Source organism: Neorhizobium turbinariae (assembly GCF_023223505.1).
In the GTDB taxonomy this organism is placed as follows: Bacteria; Pseudomonadota; Alphaproteobacteria; order Rhizobiales; family Rhizobiaceae; genus Neorhizobium; species Neorhizobium turbinariae.
The window spans coordinates 39,585-63,467 of sequence record NZ_JALPRY010000001.1 but is presented as its reverse complement, the minus strand read 5'-3'; the positions used below and the strand labels follow the sequence as shown (position 1 = coordinate 63,467).

Sequence of the window (23,883 nt, the reverse complement as noted above, 5' to 3'; positions counted from 1 at the left end):
CGGAGTTAAGGGAAGAACGCCGCGCGCCTCAGTCAGGCAGCCTTGGTCGCCCTCTTGCGTGACAGGTGCGCCACGACATTTTCGATCATCCGCATGCCGGCGTCTCCGCCGAGCGTCATGATCGATTCCGGGTGAAACTGCACCGCCGCGATCGGCTCCTTGGCGTGCTCGATGCCCATGATCGTGCCGTCCTCGCTTTCGGCGGTGATGATGAAGTCCGCCGGCAGCGTCTTCGGGTCCGCGAAGATCGAGTGGTAGCGACCGACCGTCACCTCTTTCGCAAGGCCCGAGAACACAACGCCCGGCTCGAGCACGCGGATTCGCGACGGCTTGCCATGCATCGGCACCGCGAGGTGGCGAAGTTCGCCGCCATAGGCTTCCGCCAGCGCCTGCAGGCCAAGGCAGACGCCGAAGATTGGCAGGTTTTTCGCCCGCGCCGCCTTGATCGTTCGCTTGCAGTCGAAATCCTTCGGGCTGCCCGGTCCCGGTGAAAGTACGACCAGATCCGGATCGAAGCGGTCGAACACTTCCTCGGGCACCGGTGAGCGCACGGTTGAGACGGTAGCGCCCGTCTGGCGGAAATAGTTCGCCAGCGTATGAACGAAGCTGTCCTCGTGGTCGACGAGCAGGATCTTCACGCCATGGCCAACGGCTGCCACGTCGCGGCCCGCCTTCGCGGCATTGCCGGATCGTGCGTCGCGGATGGCGGCAATCATGGCAGAAGCCTTCAGCTCGGTTTCGGCTTCTTCCTCGTGCGGGTCACTGTCGTTCAATAGTGTTGCTCCTGCCCTCACCTCGCCAATGCCATCCTTGATCCGGATGGTGCGCAGCGTCAGCCCGGTATTCATGTCACCGTTGAAGCCGACCATGCCGATCGCCCCACCATACCATGCGCGCGGGCTCTTTTCATGGCTCTCGATGAAGCGCATCGCCCAGAGCTTTGGCGCACCCGTCACGGTCACCGCCCAGGCGTGGCTGAGGAACCCGTCGAAGGCGTCCATGTCGGGCCTGAGCCGCCCTTCGATATGGTCCACCGTGTGGATGAGGCGCGAATACATCTCGATCTGCCGACGGCCGATCACCTTCACCGACCCGGGCTCGCAGACCCGGCTCTTGTCGTTGCGGTCGACGTCCGAGCACATGGTGAGTTCGGACTCGTCCTTCTTGGAGTTCAGCAGCTTGAGGATCTGTTCGGAGTCGGAGATCGCATCCTCGCCGCGCCGGATCGTTCCCGAAATCGGGCAGGTTTCGATCCGGCGCCCGGAGACCCGCACGAACATCTCCGGCGAGGCGCCGACAAGGTATTCCTGCTCTCCCAGGTTGATGAAGAAGGAATAGGGCGACGGATTGATTGCCTTCAGCCGGTTGGAGATCTGCGATGGATTGCTGTCGCAACGCTCCATGAACTTCTGACCGGGCACGACCTCAAAGAGGTCGCCGCGCCGAAAGCTCTCCTTCGCTTTGGTAACAAGCTCGGCATATTCGCCGGGCTTGTGGTCGCCCCGCGGCGGAATGACGTCGGTACGCTGGAACGGATCGGGAGCAATCTCCCCCGACTTGCCTTCCGTGCTGAGGCCGTCCTTTGAGAAGTCATAGCGGTCGATCCAGGCTTTTGCAGCGTGGTGATCAACCACCAGGATCTCGTCCGGCAGGTAGAGGACCATGTCGCGCTGGTCTTCCGGCCGCTCCATCGACAACTTGATGGCATCGAACTGGAAGGCAATGTCGTAGCCGAAGGCACCGAACAGCCCGATCGCCGAATCCGCATCGGAATAAAAAAGATCGACCACCGCGCGCAGCACCGTGAACACGGTCGGCATCTTGGAGCGTTCTTCTTCCGTAAAAACGCGGCTTGGTTCATCGACCGTGAGGTCGAGGCGGCGCGCGATGCGGGTACCGAGCGTCAGGTCGGCAACCGTCGCGAGCTTCTGCGCAACCAGTTCGAGAAGCACTTCGCCGCGACCGTTATAGGCCTCGATCCAGACCTTGCGACCGCGCGAGGAGAAGCCAAGTGGCGGATCGGCGATCGCCGTATCCCAGCGCGTGTAGCGGCCGGGATATTCGTAGTTCGACGAAAACACCGCCCCGCGCCGCTCGTCCAGCCGATCCACATAAGACGAGATGGCGGTGGCATAATCTGCGGCGCGCCGCTTCCGGCTCACCGTCACGCCGCCCTTCGTCTCGTAGGTTTCCGAACCGTCGTCCCGGATGATGGTCACCATTGTCCTGCCTCTCCGATCTTGAAGCCCGATCCGAGTACAGCCCAACAAAAAAGCCGCCTCGGATTTCGGGCGGCTTGTTGTCGTCTTGTCGATTGAACATGACTGGTCAAGGCCGCGTGAAGCGTGCCCACCACCGGTTACCAATGTTCATCGAGTTCAACATGCGCGGGATGGTAGCGCTAGTTTAGCAATCAGGCAAGTGGCTTCTGCAACCCCTTCCCAGCTCCATCATCTCCCAGAGATCAAGGCAACCTCTGCCGATGCTGGCGCGTTCATCTGGGCCTGTTGCGGCGACCGGGAGGGTAAAGGGTGAAGCGACACATCGTGCTGATCTTGTCTGCAGCCGTTTCTCTGGGAGCGGCGCTGCCACGCATCGGTCCCGTTCCCGCCACCAAGCCAGAACCTCCCGCACAGGCCACGGAACAACCGAATCCGCAGGACGAGACACCCGCCTCGGACGCATTAGCTCCACCAGCCGAGACGTCCGCCGAAGGCGAGGCCGCAAAAGATCCGGAGAGCGGGTCGATCCCCACGCCGGCACCAAAACCCGAGCCGACAACGGAGCCAGCGGCACCCGCAGCCGAAGAGGCTCCCAAACCCGACGATGCAGCCAGGGAGCCAGCGAGCAAGCCCGAGAAAGAGAAAGAAGTCGCCGAACCTCCCCCGCCGCCGCTCGTCAAGGAGGATCCTGAGGAACTGAAGGCCTGCATGGCGGAGCTCGCAACGCTTGGCACGAAATATGAGAGCAAGCCGCGGATCGACGAAGGCGAAGGCTGCGGCATCGAGAGCCCTATCGCCGTGACCAAAGTTCTGCCGGGCATCGATGTCGGCGGCGCGACGATGCGCTGCAAAACCGCCGTCACCATGGCCCACTGGCTGAAGGATACGGTCCAGCCGGCACTGAACATCGCCATGCCCGGCCGCAAGATCACCGGGCTGGTTGCCGGATCGACCTATGCCTGCCGCCTGCGCAACAGCGCCTCCACCGGCAAGATTTCCGAACACGCCCGCGGCAATGCCTTTGACGTCGCGTCCTTCAAGCTCGACAACGGCGAAACGATTTCGATGAAGCCGCGCGACGAGGACTCGACGCTGGAAGGCGCCTTCCAGCGCACCGCCACTGCCGGCGCCTGTCTGCACTTCACCACCGTCTTGTCACCGGGCAGTGACGAAGCGCATGAAGACCACCTGCACCTCGACATCCTCGAACGCACCAATGGCTACCGGTACTGCCGGTAGGGCCGTGCACGCCGGTGATGCCTCAGAACAGGCCTTCGACCTCGCCCGTCTCGTTCAGGCGGATACGCTCCGCCGATGGCGAGCGCGGCAGGCCCGGCATGGTCATGATCTCGCCGGTGATCGCCACCACGAAACCCGCGCCGGCCGAAAGCCGCACCTCGCGCACATGCACCACATGGCCTTCCGGCGCGCCGCGCAGGTTCGGGTCGGTTGAGAAGGAATATTGCGTCTTCGCCATGCAGACCGGCAGGTTGCCGTATCCCTGCTCTTCCCAAGCCTTCAGTTGGTCGCGAACACCCTTGTCGGCGGTGACTTCGGCCGCGTGGTAGATCTTCGAGGCGACGATCTCGATCTTGTCCATCAGCGGCAGGTTGTCCGGGTAGAGCGGCTGGAACTTCGCCTGCCCGCTTTCCGCCAGCTCGACCACCTTTTCCGCCAGTTCCGCAGCACCCGCGGAGCCATCCGCCCAGTGCCGGCAGACGATCGCATCAGCGCCATGGCGCGCCGCATAATCCTTCAGTGCCTCGATCTCGGCACCGGTATCACTGGTGAAGTGGTTGATGGCGACCACCACAGGCACGCCGAACTTGCGCACATTGGCGATATGGCGGCCGAGGTTTGCAGCACCGCGAACCAGTGCCTGGACGTTTTCCGCCGACAGATCTTCCTTCTTGATCCCGCCGTTCATCTTGAGCGCCCGAACGGTCGCCACGATCACCGCCGCATCCGGCATCAGTCCTGCCTTGCGACACTTGATGTCGAAGAACTTTTCCGCCCCGAGATCCGCCCCGAAGCCGGCTTCGGTCACCACGTAGTCGCCAAGCTTCAGCGCCGTCTTCGTTGCGATCACCGAGTTGCAGCCATGGGCAATATTGGCGAATGGCCCGCCATGCACGAAGGCCGGGTTGTTTTCGAGCGTCTGCACGAGGTTCGGCTGCATCGCATTCTTCAGCAGCACCGTCATCGCCTGGTGCGCCTTCAAGTCGCGCGCAAAGACCGGCGAGCGGTCGACGCGGTAGCCGATGACGATCTCGCCCAGCCGTCGCTCCAGGTCAGCCAGATCCTCAGCAAGGCAAAGGATCGCCATCACCTCGGAGGCGACGGTGATATCGAAGCCGCTTTCGCGCGGGAAACCGTTGGAGGGACCGCCGAGCGACGTCACCACCTGGCGAAGCGCGCGGTCATTCATGTCCATCACCCGCCGCCAGGTGATCCGGCGCGTGTCGATGTTCTGTTCATTGCCCCAGTAGATGTGGTTGTCGATCATCGCGGCGAGCAGGTTGTGCGCCGAGGTGATGGCGTGGAAGTCGCCGGTGAAATGGAGGTTGATATCCTCCATCGGGATCACCTGCGCATACCCGCCACCGGCCGCCCCGCCCTTCACGCCGAAGCAGGGTCCGAGCGATGGCTCGCGCACGCAAACGATCGCTTTCTTGCCGATGCGGTTCAGCCCGTCGCCAAGGCCGACGGTGGTCGTCGTCTTGCCCTCGCCCGCGGGCGTCGGGCTGATCGCAGTCACAAGGATCAGCTTGCCGTTCGGCCGGTCGGCCAATGAGGCGATGAAGTCGGCGCTAACCTTCGCCTTGTCGTGGCCGTAAGGCGCGAGTTCTTCGGCCGGAATGCCGAGCTTTGCGCCGATCTCTATGATCGGCTTCTTGGTTGCGGCGCGTGCAATCTCGATATCCGACTGGACTGCTGACATGCATCTTCCCCTGGTTGGAACCTGCTCCCCCGCCATCATGCTTAGCGAAGCAGAGGGAGCCTGTGAACCAAGCCATCGACGTTGCGAACCGGAAATCGCAGATGTTATAAGCTAAAACGTGACAGATAATCGGAAAAATTAACCTCAAGCGGAACGGGCGGGAGAATCCGCTGGCTCTTCGGTCGGATTGGTATATTCCTGCTTGTGAAGCTAAACCGTTGTCAGATTTTTAACCATGATCACTCTTGAGCGGCAGTCGATCCTGAGCAGCGAGATTTCCGCTGTCGATTGCCCGGAGGATATTGGCCCCGCTTTTGCACGCATCACGCAGGCCTTCGGCTTCCGTTATTACCTCCTGCTCAATGCCTTGAGCCGCCCGCAGGAGGCCTCGCTTGCGCGACTCGTGATTGAGGGTGATCTTCCGGAAGAATACATCCAGGAATACGACCGCCAGCGGCTTCTCTCAGCCTGCCCGATCGCGGCGATCGTCGCCAAATCACCCACACCGGTCTCCTGGTCGATCGACGAGCCCGATGACCTGCGCGGTTTCTCCTTCCCGGATGCGATCATCGAGTTGCAGCGTTCGCACGGCATCGGGAGCGGCGTTGCCATGGCCTTCCGTTCTCTCGCCGGCCCCACCTACACGACCTTCATCTTCGGATCGCGCCCGCGGCTCACGCAAGACGAGCTCAACGAGATGGGCATGATCCTGCTGCACGCCTTCGGCGCCTTCGAGCGGCTCAACCATCCACAAGCACCGGCCGCGCCCGCATCGCTGACGACCCGCGAACTGGAAGTCGTGCGTTGGACGGCGCAAGGCAAGACCTCGGCCGAGATCGGCCGCATCCTTTCGCTCTCGGACCACACGGTGAATGCCTACATGAGCAACGCCATAAAGAAACTGGATTGCGTCAACCGAACCCAATTGGTAGCTAAAGCTTTAAGGCTCAGGCTGATAAACTGACGCCGTTGCTGCGCGGGCAGCGGGAGGAAAAGCGTGCCGCCCTGGGTTCAATATTCAACGAAGCCGTCCAACCCTCAATATCCCTCGATACCCTTGACCGCAGAGGAAGTTGTCGACCTCGCCTCTGCCTTCGAGCTCTTTGGTTACTGGCGCCTCGATATCGATAGCGGGCACCTGTTCGCCACTGAAGATATCTGCCGCATCTTCGGCCTTCCGCCGACTGAAGGGCCGCTCAATCTGGTCACCTTCACCTCCCGCATCCATCCCGATGACATGCCGGTGTTGATGGAGATCTACGAGCGTATCAGCCAGGAGCGACTGGTCTACCAGAATGTTTATCGCGTGAAGTCGGATGGCGAGGGTTACAAATACGTCCGCTCCGTCGGCAGGTTCCGCGACAAGCCGGGCACGGGTGGCGAAATCGTCGGTTTCACCGAGGAATGCTGTCCCCAGACCCCGGCAGTCACTTTCTCAGAGCCCACGGCCGCTGAATAAGGCGGCTCACGGTCGCGACGAACCTTAGCGGTCCAGCACCGCGCGCGCCTCGACAAGGTTCGAGCGCACGTTCAGGATATGGAAGCCCATCACCGCAAGATGGCTCGGCATGATCATGCCGTCTTCGCTGCCGTTCGAGACGATCGTCGGCTGGACGTTGAGCGCCGAGCGGAAGCGGCTCAGCGTGTCGTTCCAGATCTGGCCAAGATTGCGCTCGCGGATCACCTGCGAGAAGTCCGCCCCCGCGCCGGAAAGGATGGCGTAATAACCGTAGAGCTGTCCGTAGGCGAACCAGAAGCGGTCGTCGGCACGCGTGTCGAACCAGCCGGCACTGTGGTTTTCGGATCGGTCGCGCAGGATCGCCGCCGTGCCGCCAAGGTCGTTGGCGATCCGGTCAATGAACTGCACCAGGTTGTCGGCACGGCTGTCGAAGGTCGCAGCACAGATCGTAAGGTCGCGGTTGAACGCCCGCAGCTTCTCGATCGCCGTGCGGTAATAGGATGGCGTCGGGGTTTTGAAGCCGAAAGGATCAAGCCCGAAATACCAGGAATATTCATCGAACTGCAGGTTGCCGCGCGCGTCCTGGAGATTGTTGTTGATGCCCGACGTGCCGCGCACGCGACCGAGCGTATCGACAAGTTCCGTTGAGGTGCGGCGCACTGCCTGGTTCACGCCACGCTGAAACGAGGCCTTGTTGTCGAGGAACGGCGTGTGGTCCCAATCGATGCCGAAGAAGCCGAGCCGGTAAAGCAGCATCGACGATATCCAGGCATTCTGGTTGACGTTGAAGTCCGTGAGGTCGGCTGCGGCATCGACGATCGCCGAAGACTGGCACTGGCGCGCAGCCGGATTGGCAGCCGTCGCGGCCGGCGTCGCATCGCTGCCCGCTGGTGCGGTCGATGGCGGCAATTCCTGGCCCGCCGGCACCGTGCGTTCCGACCAGCGGTAGGTATCGATGAAGTTCGGGTTGAAGCCGCTCCAGACCTGCGTCTGGATAAAGAAGTAGCCGTAAAGCCCGATCAGCACCGCGAGCACGGCAAGGATCGGCCCCTTCACCATCCAGTGGCGACGGCCATACCAGCCATGCGCAGCCATGAACGGCCAGACGAGCCAAGCAAACAGCAGGCCGATCCCCCTTCCGATGGCCTGGCCGGCGTTCTGGAAGAAGGCAGTGATCCGTTCAAGCATCGAGGTCTCCGTCAGGCGCTAGTTGGCTCAACACATATGTGTTCGCCGGGCATGACACAACGGCCTTGCGATGATCAGGACCGCGCCGGCCGCAACCGTGGCAGGCCCCATCGGCGCTTGGCCGGTTGGACGGTCGGCACCGGCGGTTCTGCAGGCACCACGCCCGGAAAATGGGCGGCAAAAACCGCATCGGCGCGTTCGCGCCTGCCGTTCAACCCGTGGATCGTTAGCATGCCGCGTATGAAACGGTCCGTCTCCTGCTCGAGCGACGGAAACCGCTCCACCGCAAGCGGCTCACTGCCATCGCGACGCGAGGCTTCGAACACCACCTGATAGAGGATCAGGACATCCTCCATGTCGGCGGAAATCTTGTGCAGCAGCACGTTGCAGGTGCCAATGCGGTGGTTGATCTCGCCGACAAAGCCTTCGAACGTCGCAAGGATCCGCTGCACCCGCCGCGTCGCTTCCAGTGTTGTCATCGCCTCGCCAGTCTCGCCCTTCAAAGCCTGGATCATCTCCGGCCGATGGTCGATGAAGGTGACAAGGCAGCTTTCGGTCCGGCGCCGCTCCATCACAAGGAGTTCGCGCTCTTCGCGGATCATGCCGGCGAGCAGATCGCCGCGCCTCAGCAATTCCTCGAGATGAAGAAGCAGGGACGGACTGGAGGCACGCGCTTCCAGCCGGCGCTGCATCATCGAGCGGGAAAACAAGCCGATCAGCCTGTCAGAGCGGCTCGGCTCCTCGCGCTCCTCGAACTCCGTCTTCCGGCGCGCGATCTGCCGCGACATTTCGTAAGCCAGTCGCGCTAGCGTCGTTTCCGCCTTGCGCCGCTCGACGATCTCCGCCTCAAGCCGCGCCTCTTCGCGCTGCAGGGTTTCGTCATCGGGCAGCACCGCATCTTCGGCCGCCACATGCAGCATCTGCATGACCGGCTGCAGCGCCTCACGCATCTGCGCAAACACACCGCAGATGCGGTCTACCTCACCGTCGAAGCTCTTGACCTTCGCCACGTCCTGCCTCCCTGCCCACTCAGGCAGAAGATAGCGCCGCCGCAAGAAATTTCCACGGCGGCGGCGAAGGCGTGGCGGGGCGCGTCAGAGCCCCAGAGCGGTGATGTCGGCGGCAAGCCGTTCCTTGGCGAGCTTCGGCATCTTGGCATCCTTGACTGGCGCAAGATCGACCGGTTGGTCACCGACAACAACCACGGCAACCATGCCCATGCCGAAATGTGGCGTGCACTTGAAGACATAGGCGCCGGCCTGGTCGACGGTGACCGAAAGCTCCTGGTTCATCTTGCCCTTGATGGCGGGAACACCTTCCGGCGTCAGGCCTACGATCGAGACCACGTCATGCCCCTTGTCGGCCGGCACGAATTTGATCGTGTCACCAAGCTGCGCCTTCACGGCAGCCGGCTCGAAGACCATCGCCTGCCCGTCGGCGCCCTTGTTGAGCATCTTGATCTCGATTTCCGCACCAAAGGCCGGCGCTGCAAAAAGTGCGGCGAGGGCGGCAAAGGCGAAAGTGGTTTGGCGAGCGTTGCGCATGGGTATCTCCTGCTAGGCAATTTGGTTGCCGCCGTTTTAGGAGACGCTCAAACACCTGGCGTTGACACACCTCAACCGCCGGTGGGCAATGGACAATCTGCCGCAGCTGCGAACTTCTAGGCGCCCTCGCAGCGCATCTTTTCCTCCCAGTGCCGGCGGCAGAGCGAAACGTATTTTTCGTTTCCGCCGACCTCCACCTGCGCGCCCTCGCGAACGAGGTTGCCTTCGGCATCGAGCCGCACGACCATGGTTGCCTTGCGACCGCAAAAGCAGATGGTGCGCACCTCGCGCAACTCGTCGGCAATCGCCAGCAACTCCAGCGATCCGGGAAACAGCTTGCCCTGGAAGTCGGTCCGCAACCCATAGGCCATCACCGGAATGCCGACATGGTCGGACACGCGCGCCAGCTGCCAGACCTGCTCCGATGTCAGGAACTGCGCCTCGTCCACGAAGACACAGGCGAGCGGCTCGCGCGCGTGCATTTCCTTGATCGTCTCGAACAGGTCGTCGGAACTGCTGAAGGGGATGGCGTCGGAGGACAGGCCGATTCGCGAGGCCACCTTGCCCTGCCCTGCGCGATCATCCAGCGCGGCCGTGAAGATCGCCGTGCGCATGCCCCTTTCCTGGTAGTTATAGGAGGCTTGCAGCAACATGGTGGACTTACCAGCATTCATCGTGGCGTAGTGGAAGTAGAGCTTGGCCATGCCCGGTTTCTGATCGCATTTCAGCGCCGGGAAAAGTCGCCGCGGGCACAACCCACAGAAAACTGGGATCCCCTATGGGGCAGTGGCTGCAGCACGCTGTACCCCCGATGTCGCAAAGACACCGGGAATGCGCGCGGATGCGCGCGCTTGCGCCATTCCTCAGGATATTGATAATGGCGGGAACCCAGAAAAATCAGAGGGAGCATACAGCATGCGCGTCGACACCTTCCTGAAAACGGCCGTGGCCGCCGCCTCGCTTCTTGCGATCGCCGGCACGGCGAATGCAGCAGAACCAGAGGCTTGCCAGACCGTCCGCATCTCCGACGTCGGATGGACCGATCTCGCCTCGACCAACGGCAGCTTCGTGACGATCCTCAAGGCTCTGGGTTACAAGCCAGACGTCAAGACGCTCGGCGTGCCGGTGACCTATTCTTCCATGAAGAACAAGGACATCGATGTCTTCCTCGGCAACTGGATGCCGGCCCAGGCGGGCGCCATTAAGGCCTACCTGGACGACAAGTCCATCGAAACCATTACCGTGAACCTCGAAGGCGCCAAGTACACGCTCGCCACCAATGCTGCCGGCGCCAAGCTCGGCATCAAGGACTTCAAGGATATCGCCCAGCACAAGGATGCCCTCGAAGGCAAGATCTACGGGATCGAGCCGGGCAACGAAGGCAACGGCATGATCGTCGACCTGATCGACAAGGACACCTTTGGCCTCAAGGGCTTCCAGGTGGTGGAGTCGTCCGAGCAGGGCATGCTGACGCAGGTTTCGCGCGCCGACAAGGAAGACAAGCCGGTGATCTTCCTCGCCTGGGCGCCGCATCCGATGAACGTCGCGCACGAGATCACCTATCTCGCCGGTGGCGACGACACCGTTTTCGGCCCAGATTTCGGTGGCGCGACCGTCTACACGGTTGCCCGCGGCGGTTATGTCAACGAATGCCCGAACGTCGGCACGCTTCTCAAGAACATGAAGTTCTCGCTCGACATGGAAAACGCCATCATGGGCAGCATCCTCAACGATGGCGAGGACAACGAGAAGGCTGCAAAAGCCTGGCTGAAGGCCAATGGCAGCGTCGTCGAGCCGTGGCTTGCCGGCGTCACCACCTTTGACGGCCAGGACGGTCTCGCGGCCGTCAAGAAGGAGCTTGGCCTCTAAGCCAGATCCATGAGCCGGAGCCGCCCGTCGCTGCTCCGGCACCCGCCCTTTCTTTCTCTCAAAATGGCAGGTCTGCGTGGATTGGATCGAAGAGCACCGTATTCCCATAGGCGCCTGGGCGAAGTCAGTCGTTGATTGGCTGACGACCAATGGCTACTGGTTTTTCAGGTGGCTGTCGTCCACCTTGTCGTCGGTCATCGACGGCCTTTTATGGCTTCTGCAGGCCCCTCACCCGCTGGTGGTGATGGCGATCTTCGCAGGCCTTTCTTATGCGCTACGGCGCTCCATCCCGCTCGCGCTCTTCACCTTTGCCGGCTTCCTGTTCATCTTCAACCAGGGCTATTGGGAAGAAACGACGCAGACGCTCGCGCTCGTCAGTGCAGCAACGGCCGTCAGCATGCTGATCGGCGTGCCGCTCGGCATCGCCGCGGCCCGACGCGAATGGCTCTACAGCGCCATGCGTCCCGTGCTTGACCTGATGCAGACGCTGCCAAGCTTCGTGTACCTCATCCCGGCGCTCATCCTGTTTGGCCTCGGCATGGTCCCCGGCCTCATCGCCACGGTCATCTTCGCCATCCCCTCGCCGATTCGCCTGACCCGTCTCGGCATCATCTCGACGCCGACGGCCTTGACGGAAGCCGCCGTCGCTTTCGGCGCGACGCCCGGGCAGGTGCTGCGCAAGGTCGAACTGCCCTATGCGACGCCGCAGATCATGGCGGGCCTGACGCAGACCATCATGTTGTCCTTGTCGATGGTCGTCATCGCGGCCCTGGTCGGCGCGAACGGCCTTGGCGTTCCAGTGCTTCGCGCGCTGAACACTGTGAACGTAGCCCGCGGCTTCGACTCCGGTCTCTGTATCGTCATTCTCGCGATCATCCTCGACCGCATGTTCCGCACGTCGGGAGGTAGCGCATCATGAGCCACCAGAACAGCGCCGCCACCATGTCCGCCGCTCCGTCAGAACAGGCAAAGGACTGCGTCGTCTTCGACCGCGTTGACATCATCTTCGGGGCCAAGCCGGAGCGTGCCCTGCCTCTCGTGGACCAGGGCAAGACGCGTGACGAGATCAGCGCCGAGACCGGCATCGTGCTCGGCGTCGCCAATGCCTCGCTCTCGATCCGCGAGGGCGAGATCGTCGTCCTCATGGGCCTTTCCGGCTCGGGCAAGTCGACCCTGCTGCGCGCCGTCAACGGGCTTGCCCCGGTGGTCCGCGGAAGCGTTAGCGTGCAGACGCCGTCCGGCCCGGTCGATCCTTATACGGCAAGCCCCAAGACGCTGCGTGACCTTCGCATGCACAGCGTCTCGATGGTGTTCCAGCAGTTCGGCCTCCTGCCCTGGCGCACGGTGGCTGAAAATGTCGGCTTCGGCCTCGAACTCGCCGGCATCGGTGAAGCCGAGCGCAAGAAGCGTGTCGATGAGCAACTCGAGCTCGTCAACCTCGACACCTGGGCAGACCGCAAGGTCGGCGAGCTCTCTGGCGGCATGCAGCAGCGCGTCGGCCTGGCGCGCGCCTTTGCCACCGGCGCGCCGATCCTGCTGATGGACGAACCCTTCTCGGCGCTCGACCCGCTGATCCGAACCCGGCTTCAGGACGAGTTGCTGGAATTCCAGCGGCGCCTCAAGAAGACGATCCTTTTCGTCAGCCACGACCTCGACGAGGCCTTCCGCATCGGCAACCGCATCGCCATCATGGAAGGCGGCCGGATCATCCAGTGCGGCACGCCGCAGGAGATCGTCCGCGCCCCGGCCGACCAGTATGTCGCGGATTTCGTGCAGCACATGAATCCGATCACCATGCTGAGCGCCAGCGACGTCATGCGGCCCGGCATCAACGAGACGTCCGGCGCGGCACGCTTTTCGGCGACCGCAACGCCAACCACACCGCTCGTCGATGTGCTCGATGCCCTCGCCCGCCAGCCGGGAGCGATCGGCGTCGTGGACAACGGCGTCATCATCGGCACGATCGACGCGGACGACATCATTGCCGGGCTGACGCGCCACCGCCGCCGGCACGAATGACACCGGACGGATGACCAGCGAGAACGACATCAAAGCCGAGGGCGACAAGCCCAAGGTGATCCGTGACACCGATGACGAGGCGCGCCGTCTGGCGCGCACCCTCGTGCGCGGCGCCCGCTACATGGCGCTTGCCGTTCTTGATCCGGAAACCGGCTTCCCCTCCGTCAGCCGTGTGCTTACCGGAACGGATATCGATGGCGTGCCTGTGATCCTCGTCTCCGCCCTTGCCAGTCATACAAAGGCGCTGCGCGCCGATCCTCGCTGCTCGCTGCTGGCCGGCGAACCCGGCAAGGGCGATCCGCTCGCCCATCCGCGCATCACCGTGCAGTGCATCGCAGAACCGGTGAGCCGGGAAACGCCGCAGCACGAACGCCTCCGGTCGCGTTTCCTCAACCGCCACCCGAAGGCGGCGCTCTATGTCGATTTCGGTGATTTTCAGTTTTTGCGAATCACGCCGCAGACTGCCGCGCTCAATGCCGGCTTCGGCCGTGCATACATTTTGCCCGGCTCGGACCTCGTCATTGCTGAACCGGCAGACGGGGAAGAGTGGCGGCAGCTGGAAGAAAAGCTCTCCACCATGACCGCCGAGGCTGCCGCTGTTGCGGCCCATCTGGGGCGCCACGAGAGCCCTAACTGGCGCTTTGGAGGCCTGGATCGCAGCGGTTTTGAGCTGATTTGTGGCGATATCCTCCTCCGGCACGAGTTCGATGAACCGGCCGTATCGCCCGAGGCCGTGCTTAACCATATTTCGGCTTTCGCTAATACGCGGTGACGCCCTACCTAAATTTTAGGTATATACAATCGTCTAAGACACTTGTTATTTCTTACCCATCATTAAGGATGTTTTTGAGCGGGGGGCCGCTATGAAGACGAGGGGACACAGCTGATGAACACGATGGAACTATCCGAGCACTCAACCGCAGCCGCAGGCCTGCTCTCTGCCATGGCAAACCCGAAGCGGTTGATGATCCTTTGCTGCCTCGTAAAGGGCGAAGTGGCCGTCGGCGCCTTGGCAAACCAGGTTGGGCTGAGCCAGTCGGCTCTTTCGCAGCACCTGTCGAAGCTGCGTGCGCAGAAGCTCGTGAAGACGCGTCGTGACGCACAGACCATCTATTACTCCAGTTCCTCCGAGCAGGTCCTGAAGGTGCTCGAGACGCTCGAAGACATCTACTGCACGGTAGAACAGAAGACGTCCGTCGCCGCCTGAAACAAGGCCGCGACCTGATTTGGTGAATACATGAGATGTTGAGGGGCAGCAGGAATGCGGGCCCTCAAACGTTTGGGCGGCAGGTAGAGCTGCCGCAACCGGGCGTCGCGGGCATGATCTCGAAACCCGTTGACGCTTTCATTCTCCTTGATAATTTGACCATCCAGTCAAAAGACGGCGACAGCCGCCGAGGGGAATAGGCCACCCGAAATCGATGGCCGCGGAGATCTTTATGTCCAATCGTCTCAACACCACGCCGAACGATCTTCGTGCGTTCTGGATGCCGTTCACAGCCAACCGCCAGTTCAAGCAGGAACCGCGGATGTTCGTCGGCGCCAAGGACATGCACTACACCACGCATGACGGGCGCCAGGTGCTCGATGCGACGGCTGGCCTCTGGTGCGTGAACGCCGGTCACTGCCGCCCGAAGATCACCGAAGCGATCCGCGAACAGGCAGGAGAACTGGACTATGCGCCAGCCTTCCAGCTCGGCCACCCGAAGGCCTTCGAGCTTGCCAACCGGCTGGTGGACATCGCGCCGGAAGGCATGAACCACGTGCTTTACACCAATTCCGGCTCCGAGTCGGTGGAGACGGCGCTCAAGGTGGCACTCGCCTACCATCGCGTGAAGGGCAACGGCTCGCGCTTCCGTCTGATCGGCCGCGAGCGCGGTTACCACGGCGTCAACTTCGGCGGCATTTCTGTGGGCGGCATCGTCGCCAACCGCAAGATGTTCGGCACGCTACTGACCGGCGTCGATCACATACCGCACACCCACCTTCCGGGCCAGAATGCGTTTACCCGCGGCCAGCCGGAACATGGCGGCGATCTCGCGACGGAACTCGAACGCATCGTTACCCTGCATGATGCGTCGACCGTGGCGGCCGTCATCGTCGAGCCGGTTGCCGGCTCCACCGGCGTCCTCATTCCGCCGAAGGGCTACCTCCAGAAGCTGCGCGAAATCTGCACCAAGCACGGCATCCTGCTGATCTTCGACGAAGTCATTACCGGTTTCGGCCGCCTCGGCGCGCCGTTTGCCGCCCAGTATTTTGACGTGAAGCCGGACATCATCACCACCGCCAAGGGTCTGACCAACGGCGTCATCCCGATGGGTGCGGTGTTCGTCACCTCCGAGATCCATGATGCCTTCATGAACGGTCCGGAGCACATGATCGAGTTCATGCACGGCTACACCTATTCCGGCAACCCGATCGCATCCGCCGCTGGCCTCGCAACGCTCGAGACCTACAAGGAAGAAGGCCTCTTTGAGCGCGCCCGCGACATCGCGCCTTACTGGGAAGACGGCCTGCATTCGCTGAAAGACCTGCCGAATGTCATCGACATCCGCAATCTCGGCCTGATCGGCGGCATCGAGCTTGATCCGATTGCGGGCGAGCCCACCAAGCGTGCCTTCACCGCCTTCCTGAAGGCTTACGAGAAGGGCCTGCTGATCCGCACCACCGGCGATATCATCGCCATGTCGCCGCCGCTCATCGTCGAGAAGCACCATATCGACGAGATCTTCGGCAAGCTGCGCGAGATCCTCTCAAACAGTATCTGAGCCTCGACTTCGAGAGCAGGCGGGGCATCCCCTGCCTGCTCTCCCTGCTTCACTGCATGCTTCATCGCCAAGAGACGCGGATGCGGATTGCCTCGCGCGCCGCCCCACTCGACGGCCTGCGAAAGAGCCTCTACAGAAGGCGCTCGCATCTGCCAGTGTCAGCCGTGTCCGGCACAGCCTGGCCTACCCCTCTTCCGATTGTTTGAGCCCGCCCCCGGAGGGTCGCATGCTTCGTCGTTTCTTTTCCTATTACGCGTCATACAAGTCGCTGTTCTTCCTCGATTTCGGCTGCGCCGTGCTGGCCGGCCTGCTGGAGCTCGGCTTCCCGCTCGCGGTTAAATATTTCGTCGATGACCTTCTGCCGGCGCAGGAATGGGGCTGGATTGCCGCAGCCTCCGCCCTGCTGCTCGTCGTTTATGTCGTCAACACGGGGCTGATGGCGGTCGTCAACTACTGGGGCCACGCGCTCGGCATCTCGATCGAGACCGACATGCGGCGCCAGGCCTTCGATCATATCCAGAAGCTGTCCTTCCGTTATTTCGACAACAACCGCACCGGCCAACTGATTACCCACGTCACCAAGGACCTGGAAGAGGTTGGCGAAGTGGCGCACCACGGCCCGGAAGACCTGTTCATCGCGATCATGACCTTCATCGGCGCCTTCATCCTGATGTTCACGGTCAACTGGAAGCTGGCGCTGCTCACCACCGCCATCGTGCCGTTCATGACCTGGCTCGTCAGCAAATACGGTGCACGCATGACCACGAACTGGCGCAACCTCTTCCGCCAGGTGGGCGACTTCAACACCCGCGTGCAGGAAAGCGTCGGCGGCATTCGCGTCGTCAAGGCATTTGCCAACGAGGAATACGAAAAACAGCTGTTTGCCGCCAACAACGAAAGCTACAAGACCACCAAGCTCAACGCCTATGCCTATATGACGGCGAGCATCACCATGAGCTACCTCAGCACCCGGCTCGTGCAACTGATGGTCATGCTGGCAGGAACCTGGCTCGTCATCTCCGGCGAACTCAGCTATGGCGGCTTTGTCGGCTTCCTGCTGCTCGTCAACGTCTTCTTCCGGCCGATCGACAAGATCACCTCGGTGATCGAGACCTATCCGAAGGGGATCGCGGGCTTCACCCGCTTTGCCAATCTCATCGACACCGCACCCGACATCGCCGACCGTCCGAATGCGAAGGTCGTGGATCACCTGACCGGGGCCATCGAGTATCGCGACGTCAGCTTCAGCTATGATGGCAAGGGCAAAGTCTTCAACCACTTGAACCTCAAGATCTCGCCCGGCGAAACCGTCGCCTTCGTTGGTGCCTCGGGTGCGGGCAAAACTACCCTCTGTTCGCTGCTGCCGCGGTTCTACGAGGTCGACAGCGGCTCGATCCTGATCGACGGCATCGACATCCGCGACATGACGCAGGCGTCGCTGCGCAGCCAGATCGGCATCGTCCAGCAGGACGTCTTCATGTTCGGCTCGACGATCCGTGAAAACATCGCCTATGGCCGGCTTGGCGCGAGCGAAGCGGAAATCCTGGCGGCGCTGCGGCGCGCCTCACTGGAAGAATTCGTGCTGTCGCTGCCGCAGGGCCTCGATACCCCAACCGGCGAGCGCGGTGTGAAACTCTCCGGTGGCCAGAAGCAGAGGCTTGCGATCGCCCGCATCTTCCTCAAGAACCCGCCAATCCTGATCCTCGACGAAGCCACCTCGGCGCTGGACTCGGCCACGGAACTCAGCATCCAGCAGGCGCTTGGCGAACTTTCCAAGGGGCGCACCACGCTGGTCGTGGCGCACCGCCTCGCCACCATCCGCAACGCCGACCGGATCGTCGTCATGGGCCCGCAGGGCATTCTGGAGGAAGGCAGCCACAGCCAGCTGTTGCGGATGAATGGTGCTTACGCCCGCCTGCACGAAGCGCAGTTTGGCGCGGTAGCCTAACAATAAAAAAGGAGGCGACTTCATCAGCCGCCTCCTTCGCTTCTTCCCTCAGTCTGCTCAGGCCTTGAAGAAGGCCAGCAGGTCGGCGTTGATCACATCGGCATGGGTCGTAGCCATGCCATGCGGGAAGCCTTCATACACCTTCAGCGTACCGTTCTTCAAAAGCTTCACGGCCAGCAGGGCGGAGTCTTCGATCGGAACGATCTGGTCGTCGTCACCATGCATGACGAGGATCGGGACTTCGATCGCCTTCAGGTCTTCGGTGAAGTCGGTCTCCGAGAAGGCCGCGATGCAATCGTAATGGGCTTTCGCGCCGCCCATCATGCCCTGCCGCCACCAGTTCTGGATGGCGCCTTCCGAAACCTGGGCGCCCGGGCGGTTGAAGCCGTAGAACGGGCCGGCCGGCACGTCGCGGAAGAACTGCGCCCGGTTGGCTGCGAGGGATGCCCGGAAGCCGTCAAACACTTCCATCGGCAGGCCACCCGGATTGTTTTCCGTCTTCAACATGATCGGCGGAACTGCACCGAGCAGCACGGCTTTGGCCACGCGTCCACTGCCACCATACTGCGCCACGTAGCGTGCAACCTCGCCGCCGCCCGTCGAGTGGCCGACATGGATGGCATTCTTGAGGTCGAGTTTGGCGACGAGTTCGGCGACATCGGCCGCATAGGTGTTCATCTCGTTGCCGGTGTCGCTCTGGGTCGAACGGCCGTGTCCGCGCCGGTCATGGGCGATGACGCGATAGCCTTGGTGCAGGAAGAAAAGCATCTGCGCGTCCCAATCGTCGGCAGACAGCGGCCATCCGTGATGGAAAACGATTGGCTGGGCGTCCTTTGAACCCCAGTCCTTGTAGAAGATCTGCGCGCCGTCCTTGGTGGTGATGAAATTGCTGCTCATGGTCCTATCCTTTCAGAGTAAATCTTCGAAGGTAATGCCGTGATGCAAGAGAGGCTTGGGAGCGCCCCTCCTCCATCTTCGTATGGCTCCGCGGCCTCGTCTAGAGGCTGAAACCGTCCTTAACCGTCCGCGATATTTGTTATCGCGATAATTAAAATGTAGCGAGGGCGACGAATAATGTCTACAAAAAACTTTATCGCGATATCATTTTTATGATAGAGGTTTGAAAACACAGGAATTCCGGAGCCCACCATGCCTGCCACCAAGACGCAAGATGCGCCCTATCCGCTCGATGAGCAGCTTTGCTTCACGCTTTACGAGGTGAACATGGCCATCAATCGCGCCTACAAGCCGATGCTGGACGAGATGGGCATTACCTACCCGCAATATCTCGTGCTGAATGCGCTCGCTGAAAAGGACGGCATGACGATCGGCGCCATTGCAAGCCGCCTGTCGCTGGAGTCGAGCACGGTCACGCCGCCGGTCAAGCGCATGGAGCAGGCGGGGCTGGTCGAGCGCCGCCGCAGCAAGGAAGACGAGCGCCAGGTTCATGTCTGGTTGACACCGGCCGGCCGCGAGCTCCTCATGCAAAGTCGCTGCCTTGGAGACACGCTGCTGCGCCGTTCGGGCATGAACCAGCAGGAGTTTGCAAGCTTCAACCGCCAGGTCCAGGGGCTCTTGGCGGCACTTGGCCGCAATGCATGAGCCGAGCCTGACAAGGCTTCGGAATGTCAGGCTTGAAAGCTTTGTTCACCTTCATCTTTTCGTGAAACGACAAAAGCTGCGGTCGCTTTGTTATGTTCTTGCGAAAAGCCTCATGAAATCTTAAGCGTTGTTGCCGCCAGCCGAAAGCCAAACATGGCTCGGCACAGCTTCGACCGCATCGCCCTCCTGTGGGTTGGCTCGGCACACGCAAGACTGACCTCAAGCGAAACCGGAGACAGACAGGGCTGACTGTGGCGTTACGCCAGGCCAAGAATGGCCGATCCAAGGAGACTGAAAATGAACCTCAAGACCTTCCTCGGGGCAACTGCCCTCGCTTCGCTTCTCTCCGCACAACTCGCTCACGCTGAAATCGTCATCGGACTGATCGCGCCGCTGACCGGCCCCGTCGCCGCTTACGGCGACCAGGTCAAGAACGGCGCCGAAACCGCCATTGCCGAGATCAACAAGAACGGCGGCATCCTCGGCGAACAGGTGGTCCTGAAGACAGCGGACGACGCTGCCGAACCGAAGCAGGGTGTATCCGCTGCAAACCAGATTGTTGGCGAAGGCATTCGCTTTGTCATCGGCCCGGTCACCTCGGGTGTTGCCATGCCGGCCTCCGACGTTCTCGCCGAAAACGGCGTCCTGATGGTCACGCCGACGGCGACCACCCCTGACCTCACCACTCGTGGCCTCACCAATGTCCTGCGCACCTGCGGCCGTGACGACCAGCAGGCCGTTGTTGCCGCTGATTACGTGCTGAAGAACCTCAAGGACAAGAAGGTCGCCATCATCAACGACAAGGGCGCCTACGGTAAGGGCCTGGCCGACGCCTTCAAGGCTGCCATCAATGAAGGCGGCATGAAGGAAGTCGTCGATGAAGCCGTAACCGCCGGCGAAAAGGACTTCAGCGCGCTCACCACCCGCCTCAAGTCGGCTGGCGTCGAAGTCATCTATTTCGGCGGTTACCACCCGGAAGGCGGCCTGCTCGCCCGCCAGCTGAACGATCTTGGCGTCAAGGCGACGATCATCGGCGGTGACGGCCTGTCGAACAGCGAATACTGGAATATCGGCACCGAAGCTGCAGCCGGCACGCTCTTTACCAACGCGTCCGACGCGACGAAGAACCCGGACTCAAAGGCTGCTGCCGATGCGCTCGCTGCTCGCAACATCCCGGCTGAAGCCTTCACGCTGAACGCCTATGCAGCTGTTGAAGTACTGAAGGCCGGCATCGAAAAGGCCAAGACGGCCGAAGATGCGGAAGCCGTTGCTGCCGCACTGAAGACCGGCGAACCGATCCCGACCGCCATCGGCAAGCTGACCTATGGCGAGACGGGGGACCTCACCTCGCAGAGCTTCTCCGTCTTCAAATGGGAAAACGGCAAGATCGTTGCCGCCGAATAAGGCGTCTTATAATCTGAAAACATGAGCGGGCGCCTACGGGCGCCCTCTTCATCTCTGCGTTGGCGGCAAGCTGCATTCTGCGAAGAATACGGCCAGCAAAACCGTCGCGGATGTTCGACTTCGTCTTTCGCCCAAGGTGACCGCGTGACCCAGAACCAGCCCCATCCTTCCGCTGAAGGCATCCTCGCCGCGTCCACCCGTATCGATCCGATCTTCACCAACAGCCCGCTGATCTCGCAGGAAACCGCCAACACGGCGCTGGGCCTGCGCCTTCTTGCCAAGGTTGAGACGCTGAACCCGATCCGCTCCTTCAAGGGTCGCGGCACCGACTGGTGGATGCAGAACGAACCGGCAGGCGATCATGCCGTCGTTTCCGCCTCGGCCGGCAATTTCGGACAGGGGCTTGCTTATGCAGGGCGGGCGCACGGCCGCAAGGTGGTGATCTTTTCTGCCACGACGGCCAATCCCGGCAAGGTCGAGGCCATGCGCCGGCTGGGCGCCGAGGTGCGCCTGGAAGGTGCGGATTTCGATGCCGCAAAGGCTGCCGCGCGTGCTTATGCCGAGGCTCACAACTGCCCCTTTGTCGAGGATGGCAACCTGAAGACCATTGCCGAGGGTGCCGGCACCATTGCGCTCGAGATCACCGGGCGCCTGGAGCGCGACGGGGTTCAACTCCACGCCATCATCGTGCCGCTCGGCAACGGCGCGCTGCTCACCGGCATCGGCGCCTGGATCCGCGCCAAGGCGCCCGGCTGCAAGGTGATTGGTGTTGTCGCATCCAATGCACCCGCCATGAAGCAGTCATGGGAAACCGGCCGGCTCATCTCCACCGAAACCGCTGCCACGGCCGCCGATGGCATCGCGGTACGCGAATGCGTGCCATACGCGCTCGACTGCATGCGCGACACTGTGGACGAAGTCTGGGAGGCAAGCGAGGCCGCCATCCGCAATGCCCGGGATTTCTGCCTCACCCACTATGGGCTGGTGGTCGAGGAAGCAGGCGCCGCTGGCATCGCCGGTCTTCTGGAGAATGGCGGGAGCCTGAAGGGCAAGACCGTTGCCACCGTCCTTTGTGGCGGCAATGTCCGCAGCGAAAACGCCTGACGTCACCGGGCTTCCGAGCGCCTCTCCCCGTTTGCCGCCTGACCCGCTAGGTTAGGCGACTGAATCAGCGTGAGGAGCCTGCCCATGACCACCCGCCTCGAAACACTCATCGACCAGGGCACCGGCCGTGAACCTGCCGACATCGTGCTGAAGGGCGGGCGCTTCTTCGATCTCGTCACCGGCGAACTGGTGGCCTCGGACATCGCGATCTGCGGCGACCGCATCGTCGGCACCTGCGGCCGTTATGTCGGCAAGACCGAGATCGACATCACCGACAAGATCGTCGTGCCCGGCTTCATCGACACGCATCTGCACATCGAGTCCTCGCTCGTCACGCCGCATGAATTCGATCGCTGCGTCCTGCCCTACGGTGTCACCACCGCCATCTGCGATCCGCACGAGATCGCCAACGTCATCGGCACCGAGGGCATCCAGTTCTTCCTGGATTCGGCCGAACAGACGATCATGGACATCCGCGTGCAGCTGTCGTCCTGCGTACCGGCAACGCATCTGGAAACGGCCGGCGCCGATCTGCCGATCAAAAAGCTCCTGCCCTTCCGCGACCATCCGAAGGTGATCGGGCTCGCCGAGTTCATGAACTTCCCCGGCGTGATCCACAAGGACCCGATCTGCCTTGCCAAGCTTGACGCCTTCTACGACGATCATATCGATGGCCACGCGCCGCTCCTGCGGGGCAATGACCTGAACGGCTATCTCGCCGCCGGGATCCGCACCGAACACGAATGCACCACCGCCGAGGAAGCGCTCGAAAAGATCCGCAAGGGCATGCATATCCTGGTGCGCGAAGGTTCGGTTTCAAAGGACCTGCACGCGCTGATGCCGATCATCACCGAGCGCCTGTCGCCTTACCTCGCGCTCTGCACAGACGACCGCAACCCGCTCGACATCGCCGAACAAGGCCATCTCGACTACATGATCCGTACCGCGATCGCCCACGGTGTCGAGCCGCTCGCCGTGTATCGCGCCGCCTCAATCTCCGCCGCACGCGCCTTTGGCCTGCGCGACCGCGGCCTTGTCGCGCCCGGCTGGCGCGCTGACCTCGTGGTGGTCGATAGCCTGGAAAACTGCAAGGCGGACATCGTTTTCTCCGCCGGCCGCAAGGTCACCAACGAACTTTTCGCCACCCGCAAGCCGGTTGCCCCGGTCGGGCTCGACAGCGTCAAGGCGCGGCCGGTACAGGCCATGCATTTCGGCGTACCGGCAACGGAAGGCGAAACGCCTGTCATCGGCGTCATGCCCGGCAAGATCATCACCGAGCACCGCCGCTACCGCCTGCCCGCCTCCGGCAACCAGACTGGCGTCGATCTCGACCGCGACATCATCAAGGTTGCCGTCATCGAGCGGCACGGCAAGAACGGCAACCATGCCAACGGCTTCGTCCAGGGCTTCGGCTTGAAGAAGGGTGCGATCGCCTCCACCGTCGGCCATGACAGCCACAATATCTGCGTCGTCGGCGTCAACGAGGACGACATGGCGCTCGCCGCCAACCGCCTTGGGGAAATTCACGGCGGCTTCGTCGTGGTCGAGGACGGCAAGGTGACCGGCGAGATCGCGCTTCCGGTCGCCGGCCTCATGAGCCTTGAGCCTTATGAAGTGGTTCGCGACACGCTGCACGGCTTGAGGAAAGCCGCCTATGCCCTTGGAACGACTCTCGAAGAGCCGTTCCTGCAGGTTGCCTTCCTGCCCCTGCCCGTCATCCCGCACTTGAAGATTTCGGACAAGGGCATGGTCAATGTCGACAAGTTCGCGCTGATCTAGCTCAGGCTGCCGGGGGAAACATCCAGCCAAACCGGT

21 protein-coding genes are annotated in these 23,883 nt (G+C 62.1%); 14 read left to right on the top strand and 7 right to left on the bottom strand.

Translation table 11 applies throughout. The annotated features are described in order from the left end of the window. Positions 1-32: 32 nt before the first annotated feature. Positions 33-2,222 carry an anthranilate synthase gene (locus M0654_RS00315; protein ID WP_248681337.1) on the bottom strand — a complete coding sequence of 730 codons (2,190 nt, stop codon included), beginning with the start codon at positions 2,220-2,222 and terminating at the stop codon, positions 33-35. Positions 2,223-2,531: 309 nt separating this feature from the next. On the opposite strand from M0654_RS00315, the gene M0654_RS00310 reads away from it, so the two are divergent. After that, positions 2,532-3,461: an extensin-like domain-containing protein gene (locus M0654_RS00310; protein WP_248681336.1), complete on the top strand. Its 930-nt coding sequence runs from the start codon at positions 2,532-2,534 to the stop codon at positions 3,459-3,461. Positions 3,462-3,483: 22 nt separating this feature from the next. Here M0654_RS00310 and M0654_RS00305 read toward each other — a convergent pair whose 3' ends face one another. Next, positions 3,484-5,163, bottom strand: a complete 1,680-nt coding sequence (locus M0654_RS00305) for a formate--tetrahydrofolate ligase (RefSeq protein WP_248681335.1) — start codon at positions 5,161-5,163, stop codon at positions 3,484-3,486. A gap of 235 nt (positions 5,164-5,398) precedes the next feature. On the opposite strand from M0654_RS00305, the gene M0654_RS00300 reads away from it, so the two are divergent. Continuing rightward, a complete protein-coding gene (locus tag M0654_RS00300; protein WP_248681334.1) occupies positions 5,399-6,127 on the top strand; it encodes a helix-turn-helix transcriptional regulator in 729 nt (242 codons plus the stop codon). Positions 6,128-6,160: 33 nt separating this feature from the next. Beyond that, a complete protein-coding gene (locus tag M0654_RS00295) occupies positions 6,161-6,622 on the top strand; it encodes a PAS domain-containing protein (protein WP_248681333.1) in 462 nt (153 codons plus the stop codon). 24 nt (positions 6,623-6,646) lie between these two features. On the opposite strand, the gene M0654_RS00290 is transcribed toward M0654_RS00295, so the two are convergent. The 4 genes from M0654_RS00290 to M0654_RS00275 all read right to left on the bottom strand — a co-directional run bounded on the left by M0654_RS00290 (position 6,647) and on the right by M0654_RS00275 (position 10,058). Then, on the bottom strand, positions 6,647-7,810 hold the full coding sequence (locus M0654_RS00290; protein ID WP_248681332.1) for a DUF2333 family protein: 1,164 nt from the start codon (positions 7,808-7,810) through the stop codon (positions 6,647-6,649). A gap of 74 nt (positions 7,811-7,884) precedes the next feature. Beyond that, positions 7,885-8,820, bottom strand: a complete 936-nt coding sequence (locus M0654_RS00285; RefSeq protein WP_248681331.1) for a hypothetical protein — start codon at positions 8,818-8,820, stop codon at positions 7,885-7,887. A gap of 84 nt (positions 8,821-8,904) precedes the next feature. Next, positions 8,905-9,354: a pseudoazurin gene (locus M0654_RS00280; protein WP_248681329.1), complete on the bottom strand. Its 450-nt coding sequence runs from the start codon at positions 9,352-9,354 to the stop codon at positions 8,905-8,907. Positions 9,355-9,470: 116 nt separating this feature from the next. Beyond that, complete coding sequence (locus M0654_RS00275) at positions 9,471-10,058, bottom strand: thymidine kinase (protein WP_248681327.1); 588 nt, start codon at positions 10,056-10,058, stop codon at positions 9,471-9,473. Positions 10,059-10,269: 211 nt separating this feature from the next. Between M0654_RS00275 and choX the strand changes: the two genes are divergently transcribed. The 7 genes from choX to M0654_RS00240 all read left to right on the top strand — a co-directional run bounded on the left by choX (position 10,270) and on the right by M0654_RS00240 (position 17,958). After that, positions 10,270-11,223: a choline ABC transporter substrate-binding protein gene (gene choX / locus M0654_RS00270; protein WP_118850177.1), complete on the top strand. Its 954-nt coding sequence runs from the start codon at positions 10,270-10,272 to the stop codon at positions 11,221-11,223. Positions 11,224-11,299: 76 nt separating this feature from the next. Next, positions 11,300-12,142, top strand: a complete 843-nt coding sequence (gene choW / locus M0654_RS00265) for a choline ABC transporter permease subunit (protein WP_118850178.1) — start codon at positions 11,300-11,302, stop codon at positions 12,140-12,142. A gap of 23 nt (positions 12,143-12,165) precedes the next feature. Then, positions 12,166-13,242: a choline ABC transporter ATP-binding protein gene (choV, locus tag M0654_RS00260; RefSeq protein WP_248681613.1), complete on the top strand. Its 1,077-nt coding sequence runs from the start codon at positions 12,166-12,168 to the stop codon at positions 13,240-13,242. Between the two features lie 10 nt (positions 13,243-13,252). Continuing rightward, positions 13,253-14,014, top strand: coding sequence for a HugZ family pyridoxamine 5'-phosphate oxidase (locus tag M0654_RS00255; RefSeq protein ID WP_248681325.1), 762 nt, complete (start codon positions 13,253-13,255; stop codon positions 14,012-14,014). Positions 14,015-14,128: 114 nt separating this feature from the next. Further along, the gene (locus tag M0654_RS00250) at positions 14,129-14,449 is read left to right on the top strand and encodes an ArsR/SmtB family transcription factor (protein ID WP_248681324.1); all 321 of its coding nucleotides are present in this window, start codon (positions 14,129-14,131) and stop codon (positions 14,447-14,449) included. Positions 14,450-14,681: 232 nt separating this feature from the next. Continuing rightward, positions 14,682-16,010 carry an aspartate aminotransferase family protein gene (locus tag M0654_RS00245; RefSeq protein WP_248681322.1) on the top strand — a complete coding sequence of 443 codons (1,329 nt, stop codon included), beginning with the start codon at positions 14,682-14,684 and terminating at the stop codon, positions 16,008-16,010. A gap of 226 nt (positions 16,011-16,236) precedes the next feature. Continuing rightward, positions 16,237-17,958, top strand: a complete 1,722-nt coding sequence (locus M0654_RS00240; protein ID WP_248681320.1) for an ABC transporter ATP-binding protein — start codon at positions 16,237-16,239, stop codon at positions 17,956-17,958. A 57-nt stretch (positions 17,959-18,015) separates the two neighbouring features. Here the strand turns inward: M0654_RS00240 and M0654_RS00235 are convergent, their stop codons facing one another. After that, complete coding sequence (locus M0654_RS00235) at positions 18,016-18,855, bottom strand: alpha/beta fold hydrolase (protein ID WP_248681318.1); 840 nt, start codon at positions 18,853-18,855, stop codon at positions 18,016-18,018. Between the two features lie 252 nt (positions 18,856-19,107). Between M0654_RS00235 and M0654_RS00230 the strand changes: the two genes are divergently transcribed. From M0654_RS00230 to ade, 4 genes are all read left to right on the top strand, one after another. Further along, a complete protein-coding gene (locus M0654_RS00230) occupies positions 19,108-19,560 on the top strand; it encodes a MarR family winged helix-turn-helix transcriptional regulator (protein ID WP_118850183.1) in 453 nt (150 codons plus the stop codon). 297 nt (positions 19,561-19,857) lie between these two features. Beyond that, positions 19,858-20,964 carry a branched-chain amino acid ABC transporter substrate-binding protein gene (locus tag M0654_RS00225; RefSeq protein WP_118850184.1) on the top strand — a complete coding sequence of 369 codons (1,107 nt, stop codon included), beginning with the start codon at positions 19,858-19,860 and terminating at the stop codon, positions 20,962-20,964. A gap of 144 nt (positions 20,965-21,108) precedes the next feature. Continuing rightward, the gene (locus M0654_RS00220; protein ID WP_248681317.1) at positions 21,109-22,068 is read left to right on the top strand and encodes a threonine ammonia-lyase; all 960 of its coding nucleotides are present in this window, start codon (positions 21,109-21,111) and stop codon (positions 22,066-22,068) included. Positions 22,069-22,152: 84 nt separating this feature from the next. Beyond that, the gene (gene ade, locus M0654_RS00215; protein WP_248681316.1) at positions 22,153-23,847 is read left to right on the top strand and encodes an adenine deaminase; all 1,695 of its coding nucleotides are present in this window, start codon (positions 22,153-22,155) and stop codon (positions 23,845-23,847) included. The last annotated feature ends 36 nt before the right edge of the window (positions 23,848-23,883 follow it).

Excerpts from the sequence above, each read along its gene's own strand:
- M0654_RS00230 (WP_118850183.1), top strand. The coding sequence starts at position 19,108 with ATGCCTGCCACCAAGACGCAAGATGCGCCCTATCCGCTCGATGAGCAG.
- ade (WP_248681316.1), top strand. The coding sequence starts at position 22,153 with ATGACCACCCGCCTCGAAACACTCATCGACCAGGGCACCGGCCGTGAA.
- M0654_RS00315 (WP_248681337.1), bottom strand. The coding sequence starts at position 2,222 with ATGGTGACCATCATCCGGGACGACGGTTCGGAAACCTACGAGACGAAG.
- M0654_RS00280 (WP_248681329.1), bottom strand. The coding sequence starts at position 9,354 with ATGCGCAACGCTCGCCAAACCACTTTCGCCTTTGCCGCCCTCGCCGCA.
- M0654_RS00290 (WP_248681332.1), bottom strand. The coding sequence starts at position 7,810 with ATGCTTGAACGGATCACTGCCTTCTTCCAGAACGCCGGCCAGGCCATC.
- M0654_RS00250 (WP_248681324.1), top strand. The coding sequence starts at position 14,129 with ATGAACACGATGGAACTATCCGAGCACTCAACCGCAGCCGCAGGCCTG.
- M0654_RS00235 (WP_248681318.1), bottom strand. The coding sequence starts at position 18,855 with ATGAGCAGCAATTTCATCACCACCAAGGACGGCGCGCAGATCTTCTAC.
- choV (WP_248681613.1), top strand. The coding sequence starts at position 12,166 with ATGTCCGCCGCTCCGTCAGAACAGGCAAAGGACTGCGTCGTCTTCGAC.
- M0654_RS00305 (WP_248681335.1), bottom strand. The coding sequence starts at position 5,163 with ATGTCAGCAGTCCAGTCGGATATCGAGATTGCACGCGCCGCAACCAAG.
- M0654_RS00275 (WP_248681327.1), bottom strand. The coding sequence starts at position 10,058 with ATGGCCAAGCTCTACTTCCACTACGCCACGATGAATGCTGGTAAGTCC.
- choX (WP_118850177.1), top strand. The coding sequence starts at position 10,270 with ATGCGCGTCGACACCTTCCTGAAAACGGCCGTGGCCGCCGCCTCGCTT.
- M0654_RS00300 (WP_248681334.1), top strand. The coding sequence starts at position 5,399 with ATGATCACTCTTGAGCGGCAGTCGATCCTGAGCAGCGAGATTTCCGCT.
- M0654_RS00245 (WP_248681322.1), top strand. The coding sequence starts at position 14,682 with ATGTCCAATCGTCTCAACACCACGCCGAACGATCTTCGTGCGTTCTGG.
- M0654_RS00225 (WP_118850184.1), top strand. The coding sequence starts at position 19,858 with ATGAACCTCAAGACCTTCCTCGGGGCAACTGCCCTCGCTTCGCTTCTC.
- M0654_RS00255 (WP_248681325.1), top strand. The coding sequence starts at position 13,253 with ATGACCAGCGAGAACGACATCAAAGCCGAGGGCGACAAGCCCAAGGTG.
- M0654_RS00240 (WP_248681320.1), top strand. The coding sequence starts at position 16,237 with ATGCTTCGTCGTTTCTTTTCCTATTACGCGTCATACAAGTCGCTGTTC.